Here is a 17,902-nt window from a genome sequence, read left to right as displayed (position 1 = left end):
AAAAGTTGCCTCATGGTGCCGATGGAATGTGACGATTTTGTTAAAGATAAGTTTCGGTATGATGAAGAGTGAGAAAAAGCCTGGAAGTCATCAGACTAATCAACTGTTTGTCGTATTGCGCCGCGCTTCGTTTTTGCCTTTTCTTACAGGTACCCTCTGGTATTGGGAAGGCAGCGATGAGCAAAAATATTATTTTTTGTGCCGATGGCACATGGACCGCTCCCGGTGTAGAACAACAAGCGGATGATGAAACAACCGCAAGCAATGTGTATCAGTTATTTGTTGATTTAAAAGGTATTGTTGACCAACAGAGCTTGTTGTTAGCCAATGAGCAAGAAAAGATCCTCACCGACAGCAGCGGTACCGTGGTGCAAGTTGCCAAATACATCCATGGAATGGGTGATCCGCATAATGGTCTGGTGAAGCGGCTAGGCGGCACGTTTGGTGCAGGGCTAATAGTCCCTATAATTCGTGGCTACACCTTTATTAGCCGCCACTGGCAACCGGGTGATCGCATCTATCTGGTGGGGTTTAGTCACGGGGCTTATACCGCGCGCGTACTGGCGGCGATGATCATCGACCGGGGATTATTGAGCCGTGAAAAGCTGCGTTTAACCTCGCGTAATAAAGAAGAAGCGTGGCGTTTTGCCTCGTCTGTATGGGCACAATATCTGGCGCATTCACCCGATATGAGTGCCACGACTTTAGGGAATGTACTTCGCGATCTGCCCGGTTTTTTCTGCGACAGCGTCGATCCAACCTGCATTACCCGACAGGTTTCAATAGAAGCGGTGGCGGTGTGGGAAACGGTTGGGATGATGGGTATTCCTAAATATTTCAATGACAAAAGACACAGTATTTTCCGCTTCAATAATACGGAACTGCATTCACGGGTGAAGTACGGCCTACAGGCAATGGCAATTGATGAGCAGCGTCTCGATTTAGCGCCGGTGCTTTGGGACAGCCGTGATCGTATTTTGCAGGTGATGTTCCCAGGTATTCATCATGATGTGGGCGGGGGATATAACAGTGCTGATGATGACCGCAGTTTATCCAATGGCGCGTATTTGTGGATGCACGATGCGCTTGACGATTTAGGGATTCATCTTGCATCCAGCGAAGTTATGGCTGACCCGCTTGGGCCGCTGCATTGCGACTGGTATCCACCAACCCGATATTTGCGAATTATGCCCCGGCAACTGCCGCCACCTATTTCGTCATCAATGATGGTTCACCATTCGGTTATCGAACGACTCAGCGGCGGCGCAACACTGCTTCAGCAGTCGGCCATCAACGGGGAGTGGCAGGCAGGACCTTACACGCCCCATCCGCTACAAGATTTTTTGCGTGGGCAAGGGGCAATCCCCATTAATTGGGCAATTGCGCGTTGAGGGGTGGGAACACTACCGTCTGTTATTGCAGACGGTAGTGGTCTAAAACTTGATTACATTGGTTTTTCGACGTTAACCATCCACGGGATGCCATATTTATCACTCAGCATTCCAAAGCCTTTGGCCCAGAATGTTTCGCTCCACGGCATGGTGATATTGCCACCTGCGGCGAGGTTATCGAACCAACGTTTGCCTTCGGCAACGTCTTTGCTGGTAATACTCAATGCATAGCCAGCGTGTTTGAATTTGTCGCCGCACATATTGCCGTCGCTCATCATCACGTCGCTATCACCAATGCGCACGTTGGCGTGCATGATTTTATCATCAGGCCAGTCAAATCCACTGGCGCAGCCTTCCGTAGAGTTGTTCTCCTGCTTTGGCATTTCGCCAAAAGTCATTTTAAACAACAGTTCAGCACCGATGGCTTGTTTGTAAAACGCGATAGCTTCTTCACAGGTGCCGTCAAAAAAGATGTAAGGGCTTACAGACATGAGTTGTTCCTCTCAAATGACAGGTTTGATCCAGACAGAAGAAGTTTAGTCGTGCAGGAGAGGGCAAGCCAGGCGGTGGGGGATGAAAAGCTGGTGGGTGTCGCTGTCGCTAACTCACCCTACAACGGCAATGTATGTGGATGCTCCAACAACGGCCTTTCGTAGGTCGGATTAGCGACAGCGACATCTGACATGATCAGTTCTTTTTCACAAACTCAGACTTCAATTTCATTGGACCAAAACCCTCAATTTTACAATCAATGTTATGGTCGCCTTCAACCAAACGGATACCTTTGACTTTAGTACCAATCTTCAGCATTGAAGAGCTGCCTTTAACCTTCAGGTCTTTAACTACGGTGACGTTATCGCCGTCAGCCAGCAGATTACCGTTAGCATCTTTAACAATCAGTTGGTCGTTGTCTTGTGCAGGTTCGGCATCATTCCATTCATGTGCACATTCCGGGCAGATGAACATACTGTTGTCTTCGTAGGTGTACTCGGAATTGCATTTCGGGCAATGAGGGAGCGCCATAAATAATCTCCTAAAAAATAAAGGCTTTCAGCCAAAAGTGGCGCAATTATACATTAAAACCCTACTTTTGCGGGGATTATTGCCATAACACCTTGTGGTTGCTGAGGTGCGATATGAAAAAAGTATTATTTTAAATCGTAAATCAATTTTCAAAATCGGGATTAAAATTCAGCATTAGTTTATTGAAATGCGTTATTGTTGGTCTCATCTGGTTAGATGATTTTTTATGAAAAAATAAACGACATATATAATATTTTTGAATGAATGATTTCCGCGCGTAATTATAATTACCGGTACTGCTTTACCATAAAAATATAATGACTTTAAAAATCCGGATAATTTGATTTAAGTAAGGATTTTTTATGCACACACAAGCAATATTTGAGTTAAGTCAGGAAGCAGAGCGATTGTTACAGCTCGCGTTGCAAAATCTGAACACAATAAAAACGACTTCTTTTACTACACAACATGACGTTAATTATTTGGGGCAACCGCAAGCTGGGGCGGAGCTCCCTTCTAAGTTTTGCCCGCGTGGTATTCAGGCACAGCAGGCGATGCTACAGAATGAGTTACGCAAAATAACTCAGCATGAAATGGTGCTGGCAATTGTGGGCACAGTGAAAGCGGGGAAATCTACCACTATCAACGCCATTATTGGCACTGAAGTCTTGCCCAATCGCAATCGCCCGATGACGGCATTACCCACATTAATTCGCCACACGCCAGGTCAGCATGAACCCGTATTGCATTTTCCTTTTGTTCAACCGATTGAAAAGCTGATGAATACGCTGCAAATTCGTTTGCAGCAAACCGACAGAGAAACGCTGACACAGTATCTGGAAATAGACAGGGATATGTCGGCGTTATTAACCCGTATTAGCGACGGTACATCTTTCACTAAACATTATCTTGGTGCACAGCCCATTTTTCATTGCCTGAAAAGCCTTAATGATTTGGTGCGTTTATCAAAAGCACTGGATGTCGCTTTTCCTTTCAAAGCTTACGCCGCGATTGAACATGTTCCGGTGATAGAAGTGGAATTTGTTCATCTGGCGGGAATAGATGAAGGCCACGGTCAGTTAACTTTATTGGATACTCCAGGGCCAAACGAAGCCGGGCAACCGCATCTGCAAAAAATGCTCACGGAACAACTGGCGCAGGCTTCTGCTGTGCTGGCGGTGCTGGATTATACTCAGTTGAAGTCCGTTTCTGATGAAGACGTGCGTAAAGCAATATTGGGGACGGGCGCATCTGTTCCGCTCTATGCGCTGGTGAACAAGTTCGATCAAAAAGACCGCAATGGTGACGATGAAGAACAAATTAAGGCATTGATCTCCGGCACGTTAATGAAAGGAACGCTCGACCCGAGCCACGTTTTCCCAGTGTCATCAATGTGGGGATATCTGGCAAATCGTGCCCGTCATGAACTGACATTGCATGGTAAGTTGCCAGATCCGAGTGAACAACGTTGGGTACAGGATTTTGCAGATGCTGCACTGGGTCGCCGTTGGCAAAATGAAGATTTAGCCGATGGCGGGGCGTTGCGCCAGGCTGCGGAATTGCTGTGGAAAGATTCTCAGTTTGAAGCACCTATCAAAACCGTGCTTCATGCCGCCCACGCGAATGCCTCGATGTACGCGCTGCGTTCTGCCTGCCAGAAGTTACTCAACTACACGCAGGGTGCAGAAAATTACCTGAGTTTTCGTTGCCAGGGCCTGCGTATTGCCAGTGATCAATTACAGCAAAATATCATCGCCCTTGAAGATGACATGAGTCTGACCGCTTCCAGCCAACAGACGGCAAATACTGTGGTACGCAGTAATGTAAAACAAGCTGTCGATGCGATGAGCGATTTTATCCACCGCTACGAACAGCAGATTCATGCCAACATTGAGGATTATTTCCAGCAAGGCACGGTGCCTGAAAAACTCACTCGCCGGGCTTTGTTGTTTGGCACTCAGCGTGGCAATGACTTTGATGCGCGATATGAAATGCTCCATTTTGACGATGAACAGTCGGCGCAAATTGCGCTGCACAGGATCCGTGCTTCGTGCGAAATCATCCTGACCGCCGCGCAGGAAAAGATGACAGAAGAGATAACGCATCTTTTCAGTTATCTGGAAGTCGAACTGGCAGATACGCTGCGTAATACCTTAAAACCGATTGAGGCCCGCGTCGCACAAGGATTAACGCAAGCGGGTTTCCGCACCAATATCAGCCTGCCGGTGTTCCATGTTGGTTTGTTAAATTTCAATGCCAATCAAGCCTTTAATGAGCTTATTGAAGAGCAGGATATTCCCGTTTCGCGGCTACGGCGTCCAGCGGGAATGCGTGGCACGGTCGCCCGCTGGCTCAACAGCGATGAATGGGGTTGGGAAGGGTATACGGTGATGCAAAGCCGCTATGTGATTTCCTTGGCCGACGTGCAACAAAAGCTGTGCCAGCACGTTGCTAATTTCCTGTTGCAGCTTACACAGGACATGGCCACCCAAATCGAAATTTCTGTCTCCGAGGGAATGACGGCCTTTTTTGCCGATTTTTCCCGGTCGCTGGAAGCGATACGCCTGAATTTGCAGCAAAGCCTGGTGGCACGCCAGCAAAATGAAGATGCAGTAATGGCTTTGCAGCAACAGCTCCAGCAGTGCGTAAGAACGACGCGCTATATCCATGAGGACACCCGTCTGCTGCGGGATGATATTCAGACGCTTTTTACGGTAGAACAGCAATGAGCAGTGTAATGCCAGGTACTCAAACACGCGCTTTGGAATGTGTTGCAGAGAAGTTTGTCGTCGATTTTGCAAAAAATAGCGGCGTCACGCGTCAGTCATGGCGAAGCCAACAAAGCAAAGCGTATTACCAACGGCTAACCGGCGAGTTTATCGGCCACAGCCAGGTGCAAAAATGGGTGATAGAGGAGGTGCTTCTCGAAACACCTGAAATGTCGCTCGCCATGCTCGGGCAGCTTTGCCAGAGAGTGGCGAAAAAACATCGCGCAATGGCGAGAGTTTATGAAAATGTATCGGCAATGGTGGCGGCTTCTGCGCGGGTGATGAATGGCTCAGTTGAGACTCGCCAGCAGTTAGTCCAGGTGCAACAGCAACTGGCACAGCGTGTCGAAAAACTGGAAGCACAATTATGCGGTACCGATCTTGCTCATCTGGGCATCGTACATTGCGAGCAGGTTTTTGCCCGCTGGCAGGCCGGGAATTACTTTAGTTTTTCTCCCGCTGGGCGTTGCTATGTCGCTTTGCAGGAGCTGTACTGGGGCGCGTTTGGTGATGCCTTGCGCTTCGGAACGCCGCACCAGGCAACACTGTTAGTTGAGCAAGTTCGAGCGCTTGCGATAAGCCATTTAGCACACGATGTGAATGCCTCTGCCCGCACGCGCCATTATTACTATGAATGGCTAATTTTTCCTTCGACACCAGGCATGCTGGAGAGCAAAGAAGCGCTGGCGTGGCTTGGCGACGATTGCGACAGCGAGCATCAGCCGGTGAGCTTTGCTACCACTCAGACACACCAGGGGGTTTCCCTCGGAATGCCGCGTATTTGTTCCGCTATGCGTCTGGGAAGTGCGATGGTCGATGAAGTGTTTATTGATCACAGCTAAAACATTAATTAACAGGCAGACTTCTTAAAGTAACAATGTCCGCCTTGAATATTATCAATGGATATGATGATATTTATCATAGTATGAATTTTTATTATAAAACATGTCGGCATGTAAATAACAAACTGCCGACATATTCATTTATGGAATGGATTCTATGCCTATTATCAAGTCACCCTATATCTCAGGGCTAGTGTTTATTCTTTCAGCATCCATCTTTCCGGTTTTAGCTGCCCCTTTAAGTCCAGCCGATCGCAATATTATTAACCAAGAGCAGCAGGGTTTATTACTTAAAAATCAACAGCAACGCGATGAGCTGCAGCGCACTCTGGCACCTGTTGTACCCACGCAATCAGCATCCACCAACACTGCTGGTCCTTGTTTTGATATTCACCATATTGATATTAATGGCGCGACACTTATTTCTGAAAAAAAGAAAAAACAAGTTGAACTAAGTTACGTAAATCAATGCATTGGCATGGATGGAATCAATCATTTAATCAATGAGATTTCGGATTGGTATATTCAGCGTGGTTATATAACAAGTCGGGCATTTATTACCGAACAGGATTTGTCTCTCGGTGAATTGCATATTTCGGTGCTTGAAGGTCGGCTGGAAAAAATTCATCTTGAAGGTGCATCGCCACGCCAGCTTAAAATGGCGTTTCCAGGGCTTGAAGGCGGCATTCTAAACCTGCGCGACATCGAACAGGGCATGGAGCAAATCAACCGGGTGCGCAGCCAACCGGTGCAGATTGAAATTCTGCCCAGCGAAAAACCCGGATACTCGATTGTTAACCTTACCGCTACGCCGGAATTCCCACTCAGCGTTTCGCTGAATTTTGATAACAGTGGCCAAAAAAGCACCGGGACCGGGCAGCTCAGCGGTTCACTCACCGGCAACAACTTGCTGGGCCTGGCAGATAAATGGCTGGTCAGCGGCGGACGCAGCAGCGATTTTTCATCTTCACATGACGCACAAAATTTTCAGGCAGGGCTGAGCATTCCTTACGGCTATAACCTGTTTGACTACAGCTATAGCTGGAGCGATTACCTCAGTACTATCAATAACACAGGTTTTAACTGGGCCTCAACGGGTGACAGCGTGACCCATCGTTTAAGTGCCTCCCGCGTCTTATTCCGTAACGGGGACATTAAAACCGGGGTGTCGGTCGGCCTTACTCACCAAATCAGCAACAACTACCTCAACGATGTAAAGCTCGATAGCAGTAGCCGCAAGCTCACCAGCCTGCTGTTTGGCCTGAATCACACGCAAAAGATTCTCGGCGGTGTCGCCACACTTAACCCAACGTTTAGCCATGGTGTGCCCTGGCTTGGCGCAGAAGATGACAACGACAAGCACGGAGATATGCCGAAAGCCGAATTCAAAAAATGGAATGTCAACGGCAGCTTCCAGCTCCCGGTGCTTAACGACTTGTGGTGGCTAAGCAGCGTTTATGGGCAGTGGTCGCCAGACAGACTTTACGGCAGCGAAAGGCTGACTATCGGCGGTGACAGCTCAGTACGTGGCTTTAAAGAACGGTACCTGTCTGGTGACAACGGCGGTTACTGGCGCAACGAACTCAATTACACGCTATTCACTCTACCGTTTATCGGCCAGGTCAGCAGTGTTGCCGCACTGGATGGCGGCTGGCTGCAAAAAGATGGCAAAGATCCCTGGGCATCCGGCACCTTGTGGGGTGCAGCTGTGGGGTTATCCAGCGCAAATCGCTATTACTCCAGCCAGTTTACCGTTGGAATACCCGTGAAATATCCAGACTGGCTGGCACCTGATCACGTCAGCATTTATTACCGTATTGCATTTGTGATTTAAGGGATAACGATTATGGAAAATCAACAGCTACCGGTTCATTTTGCTCAACGTCTGCTGAGCTACCTGATCTGTGTTTTGCTCGCAGGGCAGCCTGTATTCCCGGTGTTTGCTGCGCCAACTCCGGCGAACAATGCCACGCAGATGGACCGGGCCGCTAACGGTGTGCCCGTGGTGAACATCGCCACGCCAAACGGGGCGGGGATTTCCCATAACCAGTTCCAGGATTACAACGTTGGCAAAGAGGGGATTATCCTCAACAACGCCACCGGGCAACTCAACCCGACACAGCTTGGTGGGCTGATTCAGAACAACCCACATCTGAAGGCAGGCCAGGAAGCGCACGGCATCATCAATGAAGTGACGGGGGCCAATCGCTCACAGTTGCAGGGATACACCGAAGTGGCGGGTAAGGCGGCAAATGTGATGGTCGCCAACCCGTACGGCATCACTTGTAACGGCTGCGGTTTTATTAATACTCCGAATGCAACGCTGACCACCGGTAAACCGGTGTTTGATGCTAACGGTAATCTGCAACAGCTCAACGTCACCAAAGGCAGTATCACCATTGAAGGCCAGGGGTTGGATGGCAGCCAAACGGACGCACTGTCGATTATTTCCCGTGCCACAGAAATCAACGCGAGTATTCATGCAAAAGACTTAAAAGTGATTGCTGGTGCCAATCGTGTGGGCGCTGACGGTAGCGTTACCCCACTTGCTGGAGAAGGTGCAGCACCGATTATTGCTGTTGATACAGGCGCACTTGGCGGTATGTACGCCAATCGCATTCACCTGGTTTCCAGTGACAAAGGTGTGGGTGTAAACCTGGGTAACCTGAACGCGCGGCAGGGTGATATTACGCTTGATGCAAATGGCAAACTGACGGTTAAAAATAGTCTTTCCAGCGGAAGTTTCACGGCTAAAGGGGAAAATATCACCCTCAATGGCGAGCATAAAGCAGGTGGCGCGTTGTCCGTCGCCAGCCAGAGCGATATCTCCTTAAACGCAGCTCAGCTTGCCAGCGATAGCGATATTACCCTGAACAGCCAGGGCAAGCTCAATGTGGTGAACAGCAGTATTACTGCCGCTAAAAATCTCACGCTTGCCACACTCGATCTGGCCGTGGATCAAAGCAGCCGTGGGGACGCGGCACAAAATATCACCGCCACGCTAAGCGGTACTGGCAATACGCAAGGTCAGTTGACCGCCGGACAGAATCTGACGTTGACGGGCAACACATTGACGAATAGCGGCCAGCTTGCAGCGAACGGTGATGCTCAGATATCCATCGATGCCCTGACAAACAACGGCACGGTGCAGAGCCAGAAGAACCTGACACTGACGGGGCGCTCGCTGAACAACGGCGGTAGTTTGCTGAGCGGCGATGCGCTTACAGTCGATGCGCAGACGTTCAACCAGGACGGCCAGCTTGCGGCGAAAGGTAACGCGCAGGTCACAGCCAGCCAGGCTTTGCGCAACAGCGGCAGTTTGTTAAGCGAGGGCTCCCTGGCGGTGAATGCCGGGGAACTTCTCCAGAACGGTACGTTGTCCGGTAAGCAAAACCTGACGCTGGAAAGCGATAAATTGACTACCGGTGCATCTTCGCTGACCACCACCAACGGTGCCATGGCGCTGAAGGTGGAGCAGGCCAACCTGAGCGGTGAAATGAATGCGTCAGGCAATCTCAGCCTGGAAGCGAACAGCCTGACCACCACTGCAGAGTCACAGTTGCAGACAGATAACCAGCTTGCCATCAGGGCGAGGCTGGCCGTGCTGGAAGGGACTCAGGCGGCAAAAGGCGCGCTCAGTGTTTCAGCCGATTCACTGACCCACAGCGGTAAAAGCAACGCAGCGTCTATCACGCTGACAGGCAGTGATATCACCAACTCCGGCATACTGGTTGCCCCAATATTTGCCATTAACAGCGCCCGGCTCACCAATAGTGGGTTGCTTCAGGGGAACCAGGCACTAAATCTCAGCGCTGATATGCTCGATAACCGCTTGGGTGGCACGCTTTACAGCGAAGGGAACCTGGCGCTGACTCTGCCAACGCTCATCAATGCAGGGTTAATTTCCAGCGACCGTGAGCTATTTCTTGGCGGGGATCTCCTGACCAACAGCGGCGAAATCAATGCTGCCAGCCTGAAGAGTCGTACCACGACGCTCATCAACCAACGTGGTGGTTTATTGCTGGCCGACGGGCAGATGACGATAGACGGACAAGTGCTGAATAATGCCGGGCAACTGGCGGCAAACCAACTGACGATCAACAACGACACCCTCACCAACAGCGGTACGATGCAGGGCAACCGCGCGCTTGTGGTGACGGCAAAAAACTTCGCAAGCCAGGGGCAAATGCTCAGTGGCGCAGAGCTGACGCTGAATGCTGATAACCTGAACACTGGCGGGCTGATGCAGGGCAAAACGCTCAACCTTGCCAGCGGCGAATGGATTAACACTGGCAATGTGCTGAGCGAACAAAACGCCACGCTGCGCGTGAACGGCAAGCTCGCCAATCAGGGAAAAATCCTTGGCCAGCAAGGTGTGACGCTGACGGTGGACACGCTGGATAACCGTGGCTGGCTGGCGGCGACAGCCGTCACTTTTAAGGGTGATTTAATCAACAGCGGTCTGATTCAGGGCAACGAGAGCCTGGCGCTTGCTGGCAACAGCCTGAATAATCAGAAAGACGGCCAACTGCTTACCAGTGGGGCGATGGTGCTGGCGAGCCAGACGCTGGGGAACCTTGGTGCAATGCAGGGTAATTCCGTGCTGCTGAATGCTGGGGAATGGTCCAACAGCGGCACAACACAAGCGCTGGACGAACTGACCGCCCACATCATCGGCTCGTTCACCAACAGCGGCGCGCTATTAAGCCAGAACCAACTGGCCCTGAACGCGGCGGATATCACCAACTCCGGCAGCCTGGCGGCACAGGCGTTAAGCCTGGTAACGGCCTCGTTAAGCAACGATGGACGGTTACAGGGCAACACTACGCTGACGCTGGATTCCCGCAACATCTCTAACCTCAGCCACGGGCAAATCGTCAGCGGCGGGGCGCTAAATCTCTCCCCAGGCAGCCTGGATAACGCGGGGTTGTTGCAGATAAATGACGATTTCACGTTGACCGGCGAGCAGTTCTCTAACCGGGGAACGATTCTGGCGAACAACCTGCTGTTCCAGCTAAATGGCGCATTGAAAAACGAACAGGAAGGCCAGTTACTGGCGCGCCAGAAAGCCAATTTTACCAGCGGAACGCTTCTCAACAACGGTGTACTGGCGGCAGATTTGCTGACGCTAAACAGCAGCACTATCACCAACAGCGGCACGGCGCAGGGCAATCACGCGTTAAACCTTGAGAGCCAGGTAGTAGATAACCAGGCTGATGGCCTGTTCCTGAGCGGCGGCGAGTTGGCTATCCACAGCACCAATGCCAGTAATACCGGAATATGGCAGGGGAAAACGGTTGATTTTGCGCAAGCGAGTCTTCTGAACAACGGCACGATCAATGGTATCGACGGGCTAACTGGCCGAGTAAGTGGTGAGTTAGTTAACGGCGGCCAACTGTCTAGCCAGAGCGCGATTTACCTCAGTGCTGATAATCTCAGCAACAGCGGCAAAATCATGGCCGATACCCTGGCGCTTGAGGCGAATACATTCGATAACAGCGGGCTGTGGCAGGGCATGAGCAACCTGAGTGCGACGGGCGATGTACTGAACATCTCCGCCACCGGTCGCGCGCTGAGCGGTGGTTCGCTAAGACTGAATGCCGGGCAACTGACTACGGCGGGTGCGGTGCAGGGCGGGCAGGTGAACGTCACGACGGATAGCTGGCTAAACAGCGGCACACTACTGGGTGCTGACAGCGTGAATGCGTCTGTTTCCGGCCAGTTGACCAACACGGGTGATCTGTTAAGCCAGGGACTGACGCAAATTCATGCGCAGACGCTAACCAATAGCGGTGCGTTGCTAAGTGCAGGCAACATGGCGCTTGCGGGCACAACGCTTGATAATCGTAGCGCGCTTCAGGGCAAAAACCTGGTGCTGAACGGGGATAAAATCACCAATACCGGTACGGTTGTCGGGCTGGATTCTCTGATGCTGGAAAGTCGCCTGCTGATGGCGGCACCTTTGCTGGAACTGGTGAACGGTGGGCAGATGCTGACCGGTGGAACGCTGACCGTCAACGGTGGGCGCATCACCAACACTGGCACCTGGCAGGGGCAAGGCATCTTGCTGAACGCACAGCAACTACAAAACAACGGTGCGATCCAAAGTGCGGATGCACTGACGCTGGCGCTTTCCGACACACTGAACTCTGATAGCAACAGCAAAATCACGGCTAATGGCAACGCCACACTCCAGGCGCTGAGCCTTGCCAACAGCGGGCAGTGGCTGGCAAAAGACCTCACGTTGAAAGGCGGAACGCTGAACAACAACGGTGACGTAAGCGGCGTGGACGAGCTAACTGTCTCTTTGACCGGTGCCTTTACCCAGCAGCAGGATAAAACCCTGCTTACCGCCGGGAGACTCACGCTCGACGCAGCCTCGGTAGCAAACCTGGGGCGTATTCAGGCAGGTGATTTGGTGGTTAATACCGGCCAGCTGGGCAACAGTGGGCGCTTACAGGGCGCGACCGCGCTGGCACTGAACCTGACGGGGCAGCTTACCAATAACACAACGGGCAGTATCCTCAGCCAGCAAACCCTGAACATCACCACGCCAGATCTGTTCAACTATGGGCTTATTCAGGGTGGCACCACGGCGCGCATCGATGCAGCAACATCCGCCCGCAATGAGGGCAAAACCGTTGCCGGAGGCTATCTAACATTTAACACCGCATTGCTCATCAACAACGGCTGGTTACAGGCCAACGGGGTTACGCTTAATGCGGCAACGGCCGTGAACAACGGTACGTTACTGGCAGAACTGCAGGGCACGTTCACCGGTAACAACCTGACTAACAACGGCACCGCGCAGGGCACAAGCCTTGCGGTGAACTACCAGCAATTGACCAACGAAGGCACGGTGCTGGGCACCTCCAACCTGAATGTCACCGCCGACCAGGTCAATCTCAAGATCGCTGGAAAGTTGTTCAGCGGTGGCAATTTACTGCTCACCAGCAGCGGTTTCGATCAACTCGGCCAGGTGGTGGCGCTGGGTGATTTGACCCTGAACCTGACCAACGCCTTCGCCGGCAAAAACGTGCTGGCAGCGGGAAACACTCTGAATGTTATCAGTGGCGGCGCTATCACCAACCAGAGTGTGATGCAGGGCCAAGCGGTAAACCTGACGGCGGGTGGTGAGTTGATCAACAACGCACAAATCACCACCGGTAACGGCAGCAGCACGCTTTCCGGCAGCCGTATCGCCATGAATACCGCAGGCAACTTGCAGGCGGGCGGTGACGTTGCGCTCAATAGCCGCAGCGATATCACCGTAGATGGCTTTACCGGTACGGTGGGCAGCCTGACGCTAAATGCGGTCGGGAGCATTATCAACACGGCCTTGCTGTACGCCGGGAATAATATGGCCTTGTTAGCCAACAGCATCAGAAACAACCGTGGTGATATCCTGGCGGGCAATAATCTGTGGATGCAGCGTGATACAGCAGGAAATGCCAACGCCGAAGTCGTGAATACGTCTGGCAGCATCGAGACACAGCGCGGCGATATGACGATTAAGACCGGGCATTTATTGAATGAGCGGGACGGGTTGGAAGTTTCCACAGCCTCAGATGCTAAAGCATCGACAATACTAGGTCTGGGGAATGCGACAATAGATGTGCACGTGAATGTTTTTCCGGCAGGCTCTTATATCAGGTATGAGATTCCTGAAGATACGATTTGTACAGGAGGTGTCAACACGCATTGTAGGACCATCCCTGCCCGTAGCTGGTATGAACCCACTGCAGGGAATACGGAACAAAAATTTGCGTACAACCAGTCTTCTGTGGCTGTGACTGCATCGGGTGATGCTGCACGGATTAGTGCGGGCAAGGATCTGAATGCTAGTGCGGGTTCAATAACCAATAATGCTAGTCATATCTTATCTAACGGCAACATGACGCTGACAGGTGGCGAGCTGTCAAACCAGTCATGGATACAGTCTGCGGCAACAGATTATCTTATTTATTCCTATGTCAGCAGCACGGATAATACGCTTCACTTCAAACTGGCTGGGTCTATTACTGATACGGTAAACGGCGAAGCCTACCGCGCCGTTATTCAGGCTGGCGGCAACGTCACAGCCACCTTCACCAGTGATATCAGCAACACCACTACCACGGCATATACCGGCGGCACCAGCCCGACGATCAACGCCCCAACCCTCAACACCCTGAGCAATCAGACCATCGGCGATGCGCTGCAAAAACAGAACCTTGCGGGCAACGACATTGTCGCCATTAACTCCCCGCAGTGGAACGACCAGCTCCAGAACGCGTTGCAGCAAATTAACGGCGGCAGCGGGTTGGATACTTCTGGCTCGCCAACCTCCGGCCTGAATACCTACGGCGGCAACGGCCAGGGTAACGCCAGCCTTGGCAATGCCACAGCACTGAATAACACCACCGCACAGGGCAGCAGCCTCAATCAGTATCAGCCGAACGGTGTCGATACCAGCGCATACCCGCTACCAACCGGGCAGAACGGCTATTTCGTTACATCCACCGACCCGAACAGCCCGTACCTCATCACTACAAACCCAAAACTCAACGGGCTGGGCGAGCTCGATCAAAGCCTGTTCGGCGATCTCTACACTCTAACGGGTATCAGGCCCGGTAGCGCCCCGCGTGAAACCAACGTCACGTACACCGACCAGAATACATTCCTTGGCTCGTCGTACTTCCTGGACAGGTTGAACCTGCACCCGGAATATGACTATCGCTTCCTGGGTGATGCAGCGTTTGATACGCGCTATGTCAGTAATTACGTGCTCAACCAGACCGGTAATCGTTATATCAACGGCATTGGGTCAGATCTGGAACAGATGCGGTACCTGATGGATAACGCGGCAACCCAACAGCAGTCGCTAGGATTAGCGTTCGGTATTGCACTCACCGCAGGTCAGATCGCCGCGCTTGATCAAAGCATTCTGTGGTGGGAAGCCGCCACAGTGAACGGCCAGACGGTGATGATCCCGAAAGTTTACCTGTCGCCAAAAGACGTGACGGTAAATAGCGGCAGCGTTATCTCCGGCAAAAACGTGCAGCTTGCGGGTGGCAGCATCACTAACAGCGGCAGCACCATCACGGCACAAAATGTTCTTCATATCGATAGTGCTAACAGCATCAGCAACCTGAACGCCGGGTTGATGCAGGCGGGCGGTGACCTGCAGCTGAGTGCGCTGGGCAATATCAACAATGTCGGCTCGACGATTTCGGGCAAAACGGTGGCGCTTGAAAGCCTTTACGGCAGCATCAACAACATTACGCTTGTCGATAACTGGAGCCTGAACCCGGGAGGCAAACGTGGCCGTGTGGATATTGCTGGCACGCAGCCTGGTAATGTTGCATCCATCACCTCGCTGGATTCACTTAGCCTGAACGCGGGGCAGGATATCAATATCACTGGCGCGAATATTTCCGCTGGTGGCAGCCTGCTCATGCAGGCCTGGGGCGATATTGCAGTCACTGCGAATAAGGTCACCAATAGTTATAACCAGTCTGGCTTCCGGGGCAAAGACGCGACCAGCAGCAGTTCGGTGACGTACAACGGCAGTACGATATCTGCAGGCGGCAACATTGGTATGCAGGCGGGCAACGATTTAACCGTCGAAGCAAGCCAGGTGAACGCCGGGGAAAACGCGCAGCTGATTGCGGGCAATAACCTGAATCTGAACGCGGTGCAAACCCGCGAGTCTTCGGCGAAAGGGAAAAGCGAAACCCACCGCACCGACAATGCACGCAGCACAATAACCGCAGGCGGCAACCTGGCACTGGTGGCCGGGCAGGACATCAACAGCCAGGCGGCGGGCATTGCGGCAGAAGGTGACGTGGCGATGCAGGCGGGGCGCGATGTCAACCTGCTGGCCGAAGAAACCACTGACGGCAGCAGCTACCGTGCGAAGAAAAAGGTCGAAATCAACGAATCGGTCCGCCAGGGCAGCACCGAAATCGCCAGTGGCGGCAATACCCGGATAGTTGCCGGACGCGATGTAAACAGCGAAGCCGCGCAGGTGACGGCAAGCGGCGATATCGGCGTTGGTGCAGGGCGCGACATTACCCTCAGCACCGCGACGGAAAGTGACTATCACTACAAGGAAGAGACGAAAACCAAAAAGGGTTTCCTCAGCAAAAAGACCACCCACACTGTCGAAGAAGACAGTGCGACGCGTGAAGCGGGTACGCTGTTGAGCGGTAATAATGTGCAGGTGCAGGCGGGAAATAATCTGCTGGTGAAAGGCTCGTCTGTGGTGGCGGACGATGCGGTGAACCTGAGTGCGGGTAACAATGTGGATATTGTTGCGGCAACCGACACCGATTCCAGCTGGCGCTTTAAAGAAGAGAAGAAAAGCGGCCTGATGGGTACCGGCGGTATCGGTATCACTGTTGGCAGCAGTAAAACTACACACAACCTGCGTGAAGCAGGTACCACCCAGAGCCAGAGCTTCAGTACCGTGGGTTCGACAGGTGGTAGCGTGGTGATTTCAGCCGGAAACCAGGCGCACATCGGCGGTGCCGACCTGATTGCAGGCAAAGACCTGGCGGTTATCGGCGACAGCGTCCTCATCGACCCGGGCCATGACAAGCGCAGCCGTGATGAAACTTTTGAGCAGAAAAAAAGCGGCCTGACGCTGGCGCTCTCCGGTACGGTGGGCAGTGCTATCAACAACGCTGTGAGTTCCGCACAGGATGCTCACGAAGAGAGCGACGATCGTCTTTCAGCGCTGCAGGCAACCAAATCGGCATTGTCAGGTATCCAGGCCGCGCAGGCAAATGCAACAGATACTGCCAATAGTGGCAACACTGATAATCCCAGCACCGACACCATCGGGATCAGTGCGTCTCTGACCACCCAACATTCCAAATCTGAGCAGCACGCACAGAGCGATACCGTGACGGGCAGCACGCTGAACGCCGGGAACAACCTCTCTGTTATCGCGACGGGCAAAAATAAAGGCGAGCACAGCGGCGATATCGCCATCGCCGGAAGCCAGCTGAAAGCCGGGGGCGACACCCTGCTGAGCGCGCAGAACGATATTCTGCTGAGCGGTGCCGGCAATACGCAGCAAATCAGCGGAAAGAACAGCAGCAGCGGCGGCGGCGTGGGTGTCGGGATTGGTGTCGGCAGTGGTGGCTGGGGCATCAGCGTGTTTGCCAACGGTAACTCTGCCCACGGTAAAGAGAAAGGCAACGGCACCGACTGGACCGAGACCACCATTGACAGCGGCAACACCGTCACCATCAACAGTGGGCGCGACACCGTCCTGGATGGCGCGCAGGTCAACGGCAATAAGATTATTGCTAACGTGGGCCGTGACCTGCTGATGAACAGCCAGCAGGATAACAACGACTACGACAGCAAGCAGACCAGCGTGGCGGCGGGTGGCAGCTTCACCTTCGGCTCCATGACCGGTTCGGGTTACATCAGCGCGAACCAGGACAAGATGAAGAGCCGCTTCGACTCGGTGGCGGAACAGACCGGGCTGTATGCCGGGAATGGCGGTTTTGACATCACGGTGGGCAACCACACCCAGCTCGACGGGGCGGTCATTGCCTCAACGGCAACGGCGGACAAAAACAGTCTGGATACCGGTACGCTGGGCTTTGGCGACCTGCATAACGAAGCAGACTTTAAGACCGAACACGCCGGGGGTTCCTTTAACAGTGGGGGGAATATCGGCGGGCAGTTTGCCAGCAATATGACTAACGCTCTGGTAGCCGGTGGGGGAAATAAAGGTCATGAGGAAGGCACCACGCAGGCAGCAGTGGCTGATGGCGCTATCACCATCCGTAACAAGGAAAACCAGCAACAGGATGTGGCGGACCTGAGTCGCGACACAGAGCATGCCAACGACAGCATCAGCCCGATTTTCGACAAGGAG

At 52.6% G+C, this 17,902-nt stretch carries 7 protein-coding genes; 5 read left to right on the top strand and 2 right to left on the bottom strand.

Going from position 1 to position 17,902, the window contains the following annotated elements:
• The first annotated feature begins 176 nt into the window (after nt 1-176).
• Complete coding sequence (locus tag FH968_RS19270; protein ID WP_139882364.1) at nt 177-1,391, top strand: DUF2235 domain-containing protein; 1,215 nt, start codon at nt 177-179, stop codon at nt 1,389-1,391.
• 53 nt (nt 1,392-1,444) lie between these two features.
• Here the strand turns inward: FH968_RS19270 and yjdN are convergent, their stop codons facing one another.
• Together yjdN and FH968_RS19260 are read right to left on the bottom strand one after the other, a co-directional pair.
• The gene (yjdN, locus tag FH968_RS19265; RefSeq protein ID WP_139882363.1) at nt 1,445-1,882 is read right to left on the bottom strand and encodes a VOC family metalloprotein YjdN; all 438 of its coding nucleotides are present in this window, start codon (nt 1,880-1,882) and stop codon (nt 1,445-1,447) included.
• 196 nt (nt 1,883-2,078) lie between these two features.
• The gene (locus tag FH968_RS19260) at nt 2,079-2,414 is read right to left on the bottom strand and encodes a zinc ribbon domain-containing protein YjdM (protein WP_139882362.1); all 336 of its coding nucleotides are present in this window, start codon (nt 2,412-2,414) and stop codon (nt 2,079-2,081) included.
• Nucleotides 2,415-2,776: 362 nt separating this feature from the next.
• Between FH968_RS19260 and FH968_RS19255 the strand changes: the two genes are divergently transcribed.
• The 4 genes from FH968_RS19255 to FH968_RS19240 all read left to right on the top strand — a co-directional run.
• Nucleotides 2,777-5,143, top strand: a complete 2,367-nt coding sequence (locus FH968_RS19255; protein WP_139882361.1) for a dynamin family protein — start codon at nt 2,777-2,779, stop codon at nt 5,141-5,143.
• Between the two features lie 8 nt (nt 5,144-5,151).
• Nucleotides 5,152-6,024: a YjcZ-like family protein gene (locus FH968_RS19250; protein ID WP_223271345.1), complete on the top strand. Its 873-nt coding sequence runs from the start codon at nt 5,152-5,154 to the stop codon at nt 6,022-6,024.
• Nucleotides 6,025-6,172: 148 nt separating this feature from the next.
• Nucleotides 6,173-7,858: a ShlB/FhaC/HecB family hemolysin secretion/activation protein gene (locus tag FH968_RS19245; protein WP_139882359.1), complete on the top strand. Its 1,686-nt coding sequence runs from the start codon at nt 6,173-6,175 to the stop codon at nt 7,856-7,858.
• Between the two features lie 12 nt (nt 7,859-7,870).
• On the top strand, nt 7,871-17,902 hold a 10,032-nt coding region (locus FH968_RS19240), incomplete at its 3' end, for a hemagglutinin repeat-containing protein (RefSeq protein WP_139882358.1).

Origin of the sequence: Buttiauxella sp. B2 (genome assembly GCF_006376615.1) — a bacterium.
In the GTDB taxonomy this organism is placed as follows: domain Bacteria; phylum Pseudomonadota; class Gammaproteobacteria; order Enterobacterales; family Enterobacteriaceae; genus Buttiauxella.
The sequence above is the reverse complement of the archived record's forward strand: the minus strand, read 5'-3'. Positions and strand labels throughout refer to the sequence as shown.

Coding starts and splice junctions, on each gene's coding strand:
- FH968_RS19270 (WP_139882364.1), top strand. CDS start 177: ATGAGCAAAAATATTATTTTTTGTGCCGATGGCACATGGACCGCTCCC.
- yjdN (WP_139882363.1), bottom strand. CDS start 1,882: ATGTCTGTAAGCCCTTACATCTTTTTTGACGGCACCTGTGAAGAAGCT.
- FH968_RS19260 (WP_139882362.1), bottom strand. CDS start 2,414: ATGGCGCTCCCTCATTGCCCGAAATGCAATTCCGAGTACACCTACGAA.
- FH968_RS19255 (WP_139882361.1), top strand. CDS start 2,777: ATGCACACACAAGCAATATTTGAGTTAAGTCAGGAAGCAGAGCGATTG.
- FH968_RS19250 (WP_223271345.1), top strand. CDS start 5,152: ATGCCAGGTACTCAAACACGCGCTTTGGAATGTGTTGCAGAGAAGTTT.
- FH968_RS19245 (WP_139882359.1), top strand. CDS start 6,173: ATGGATTCTATGCCTATTATCAAGTCACCCTATATCTCAGGGCTAGTG.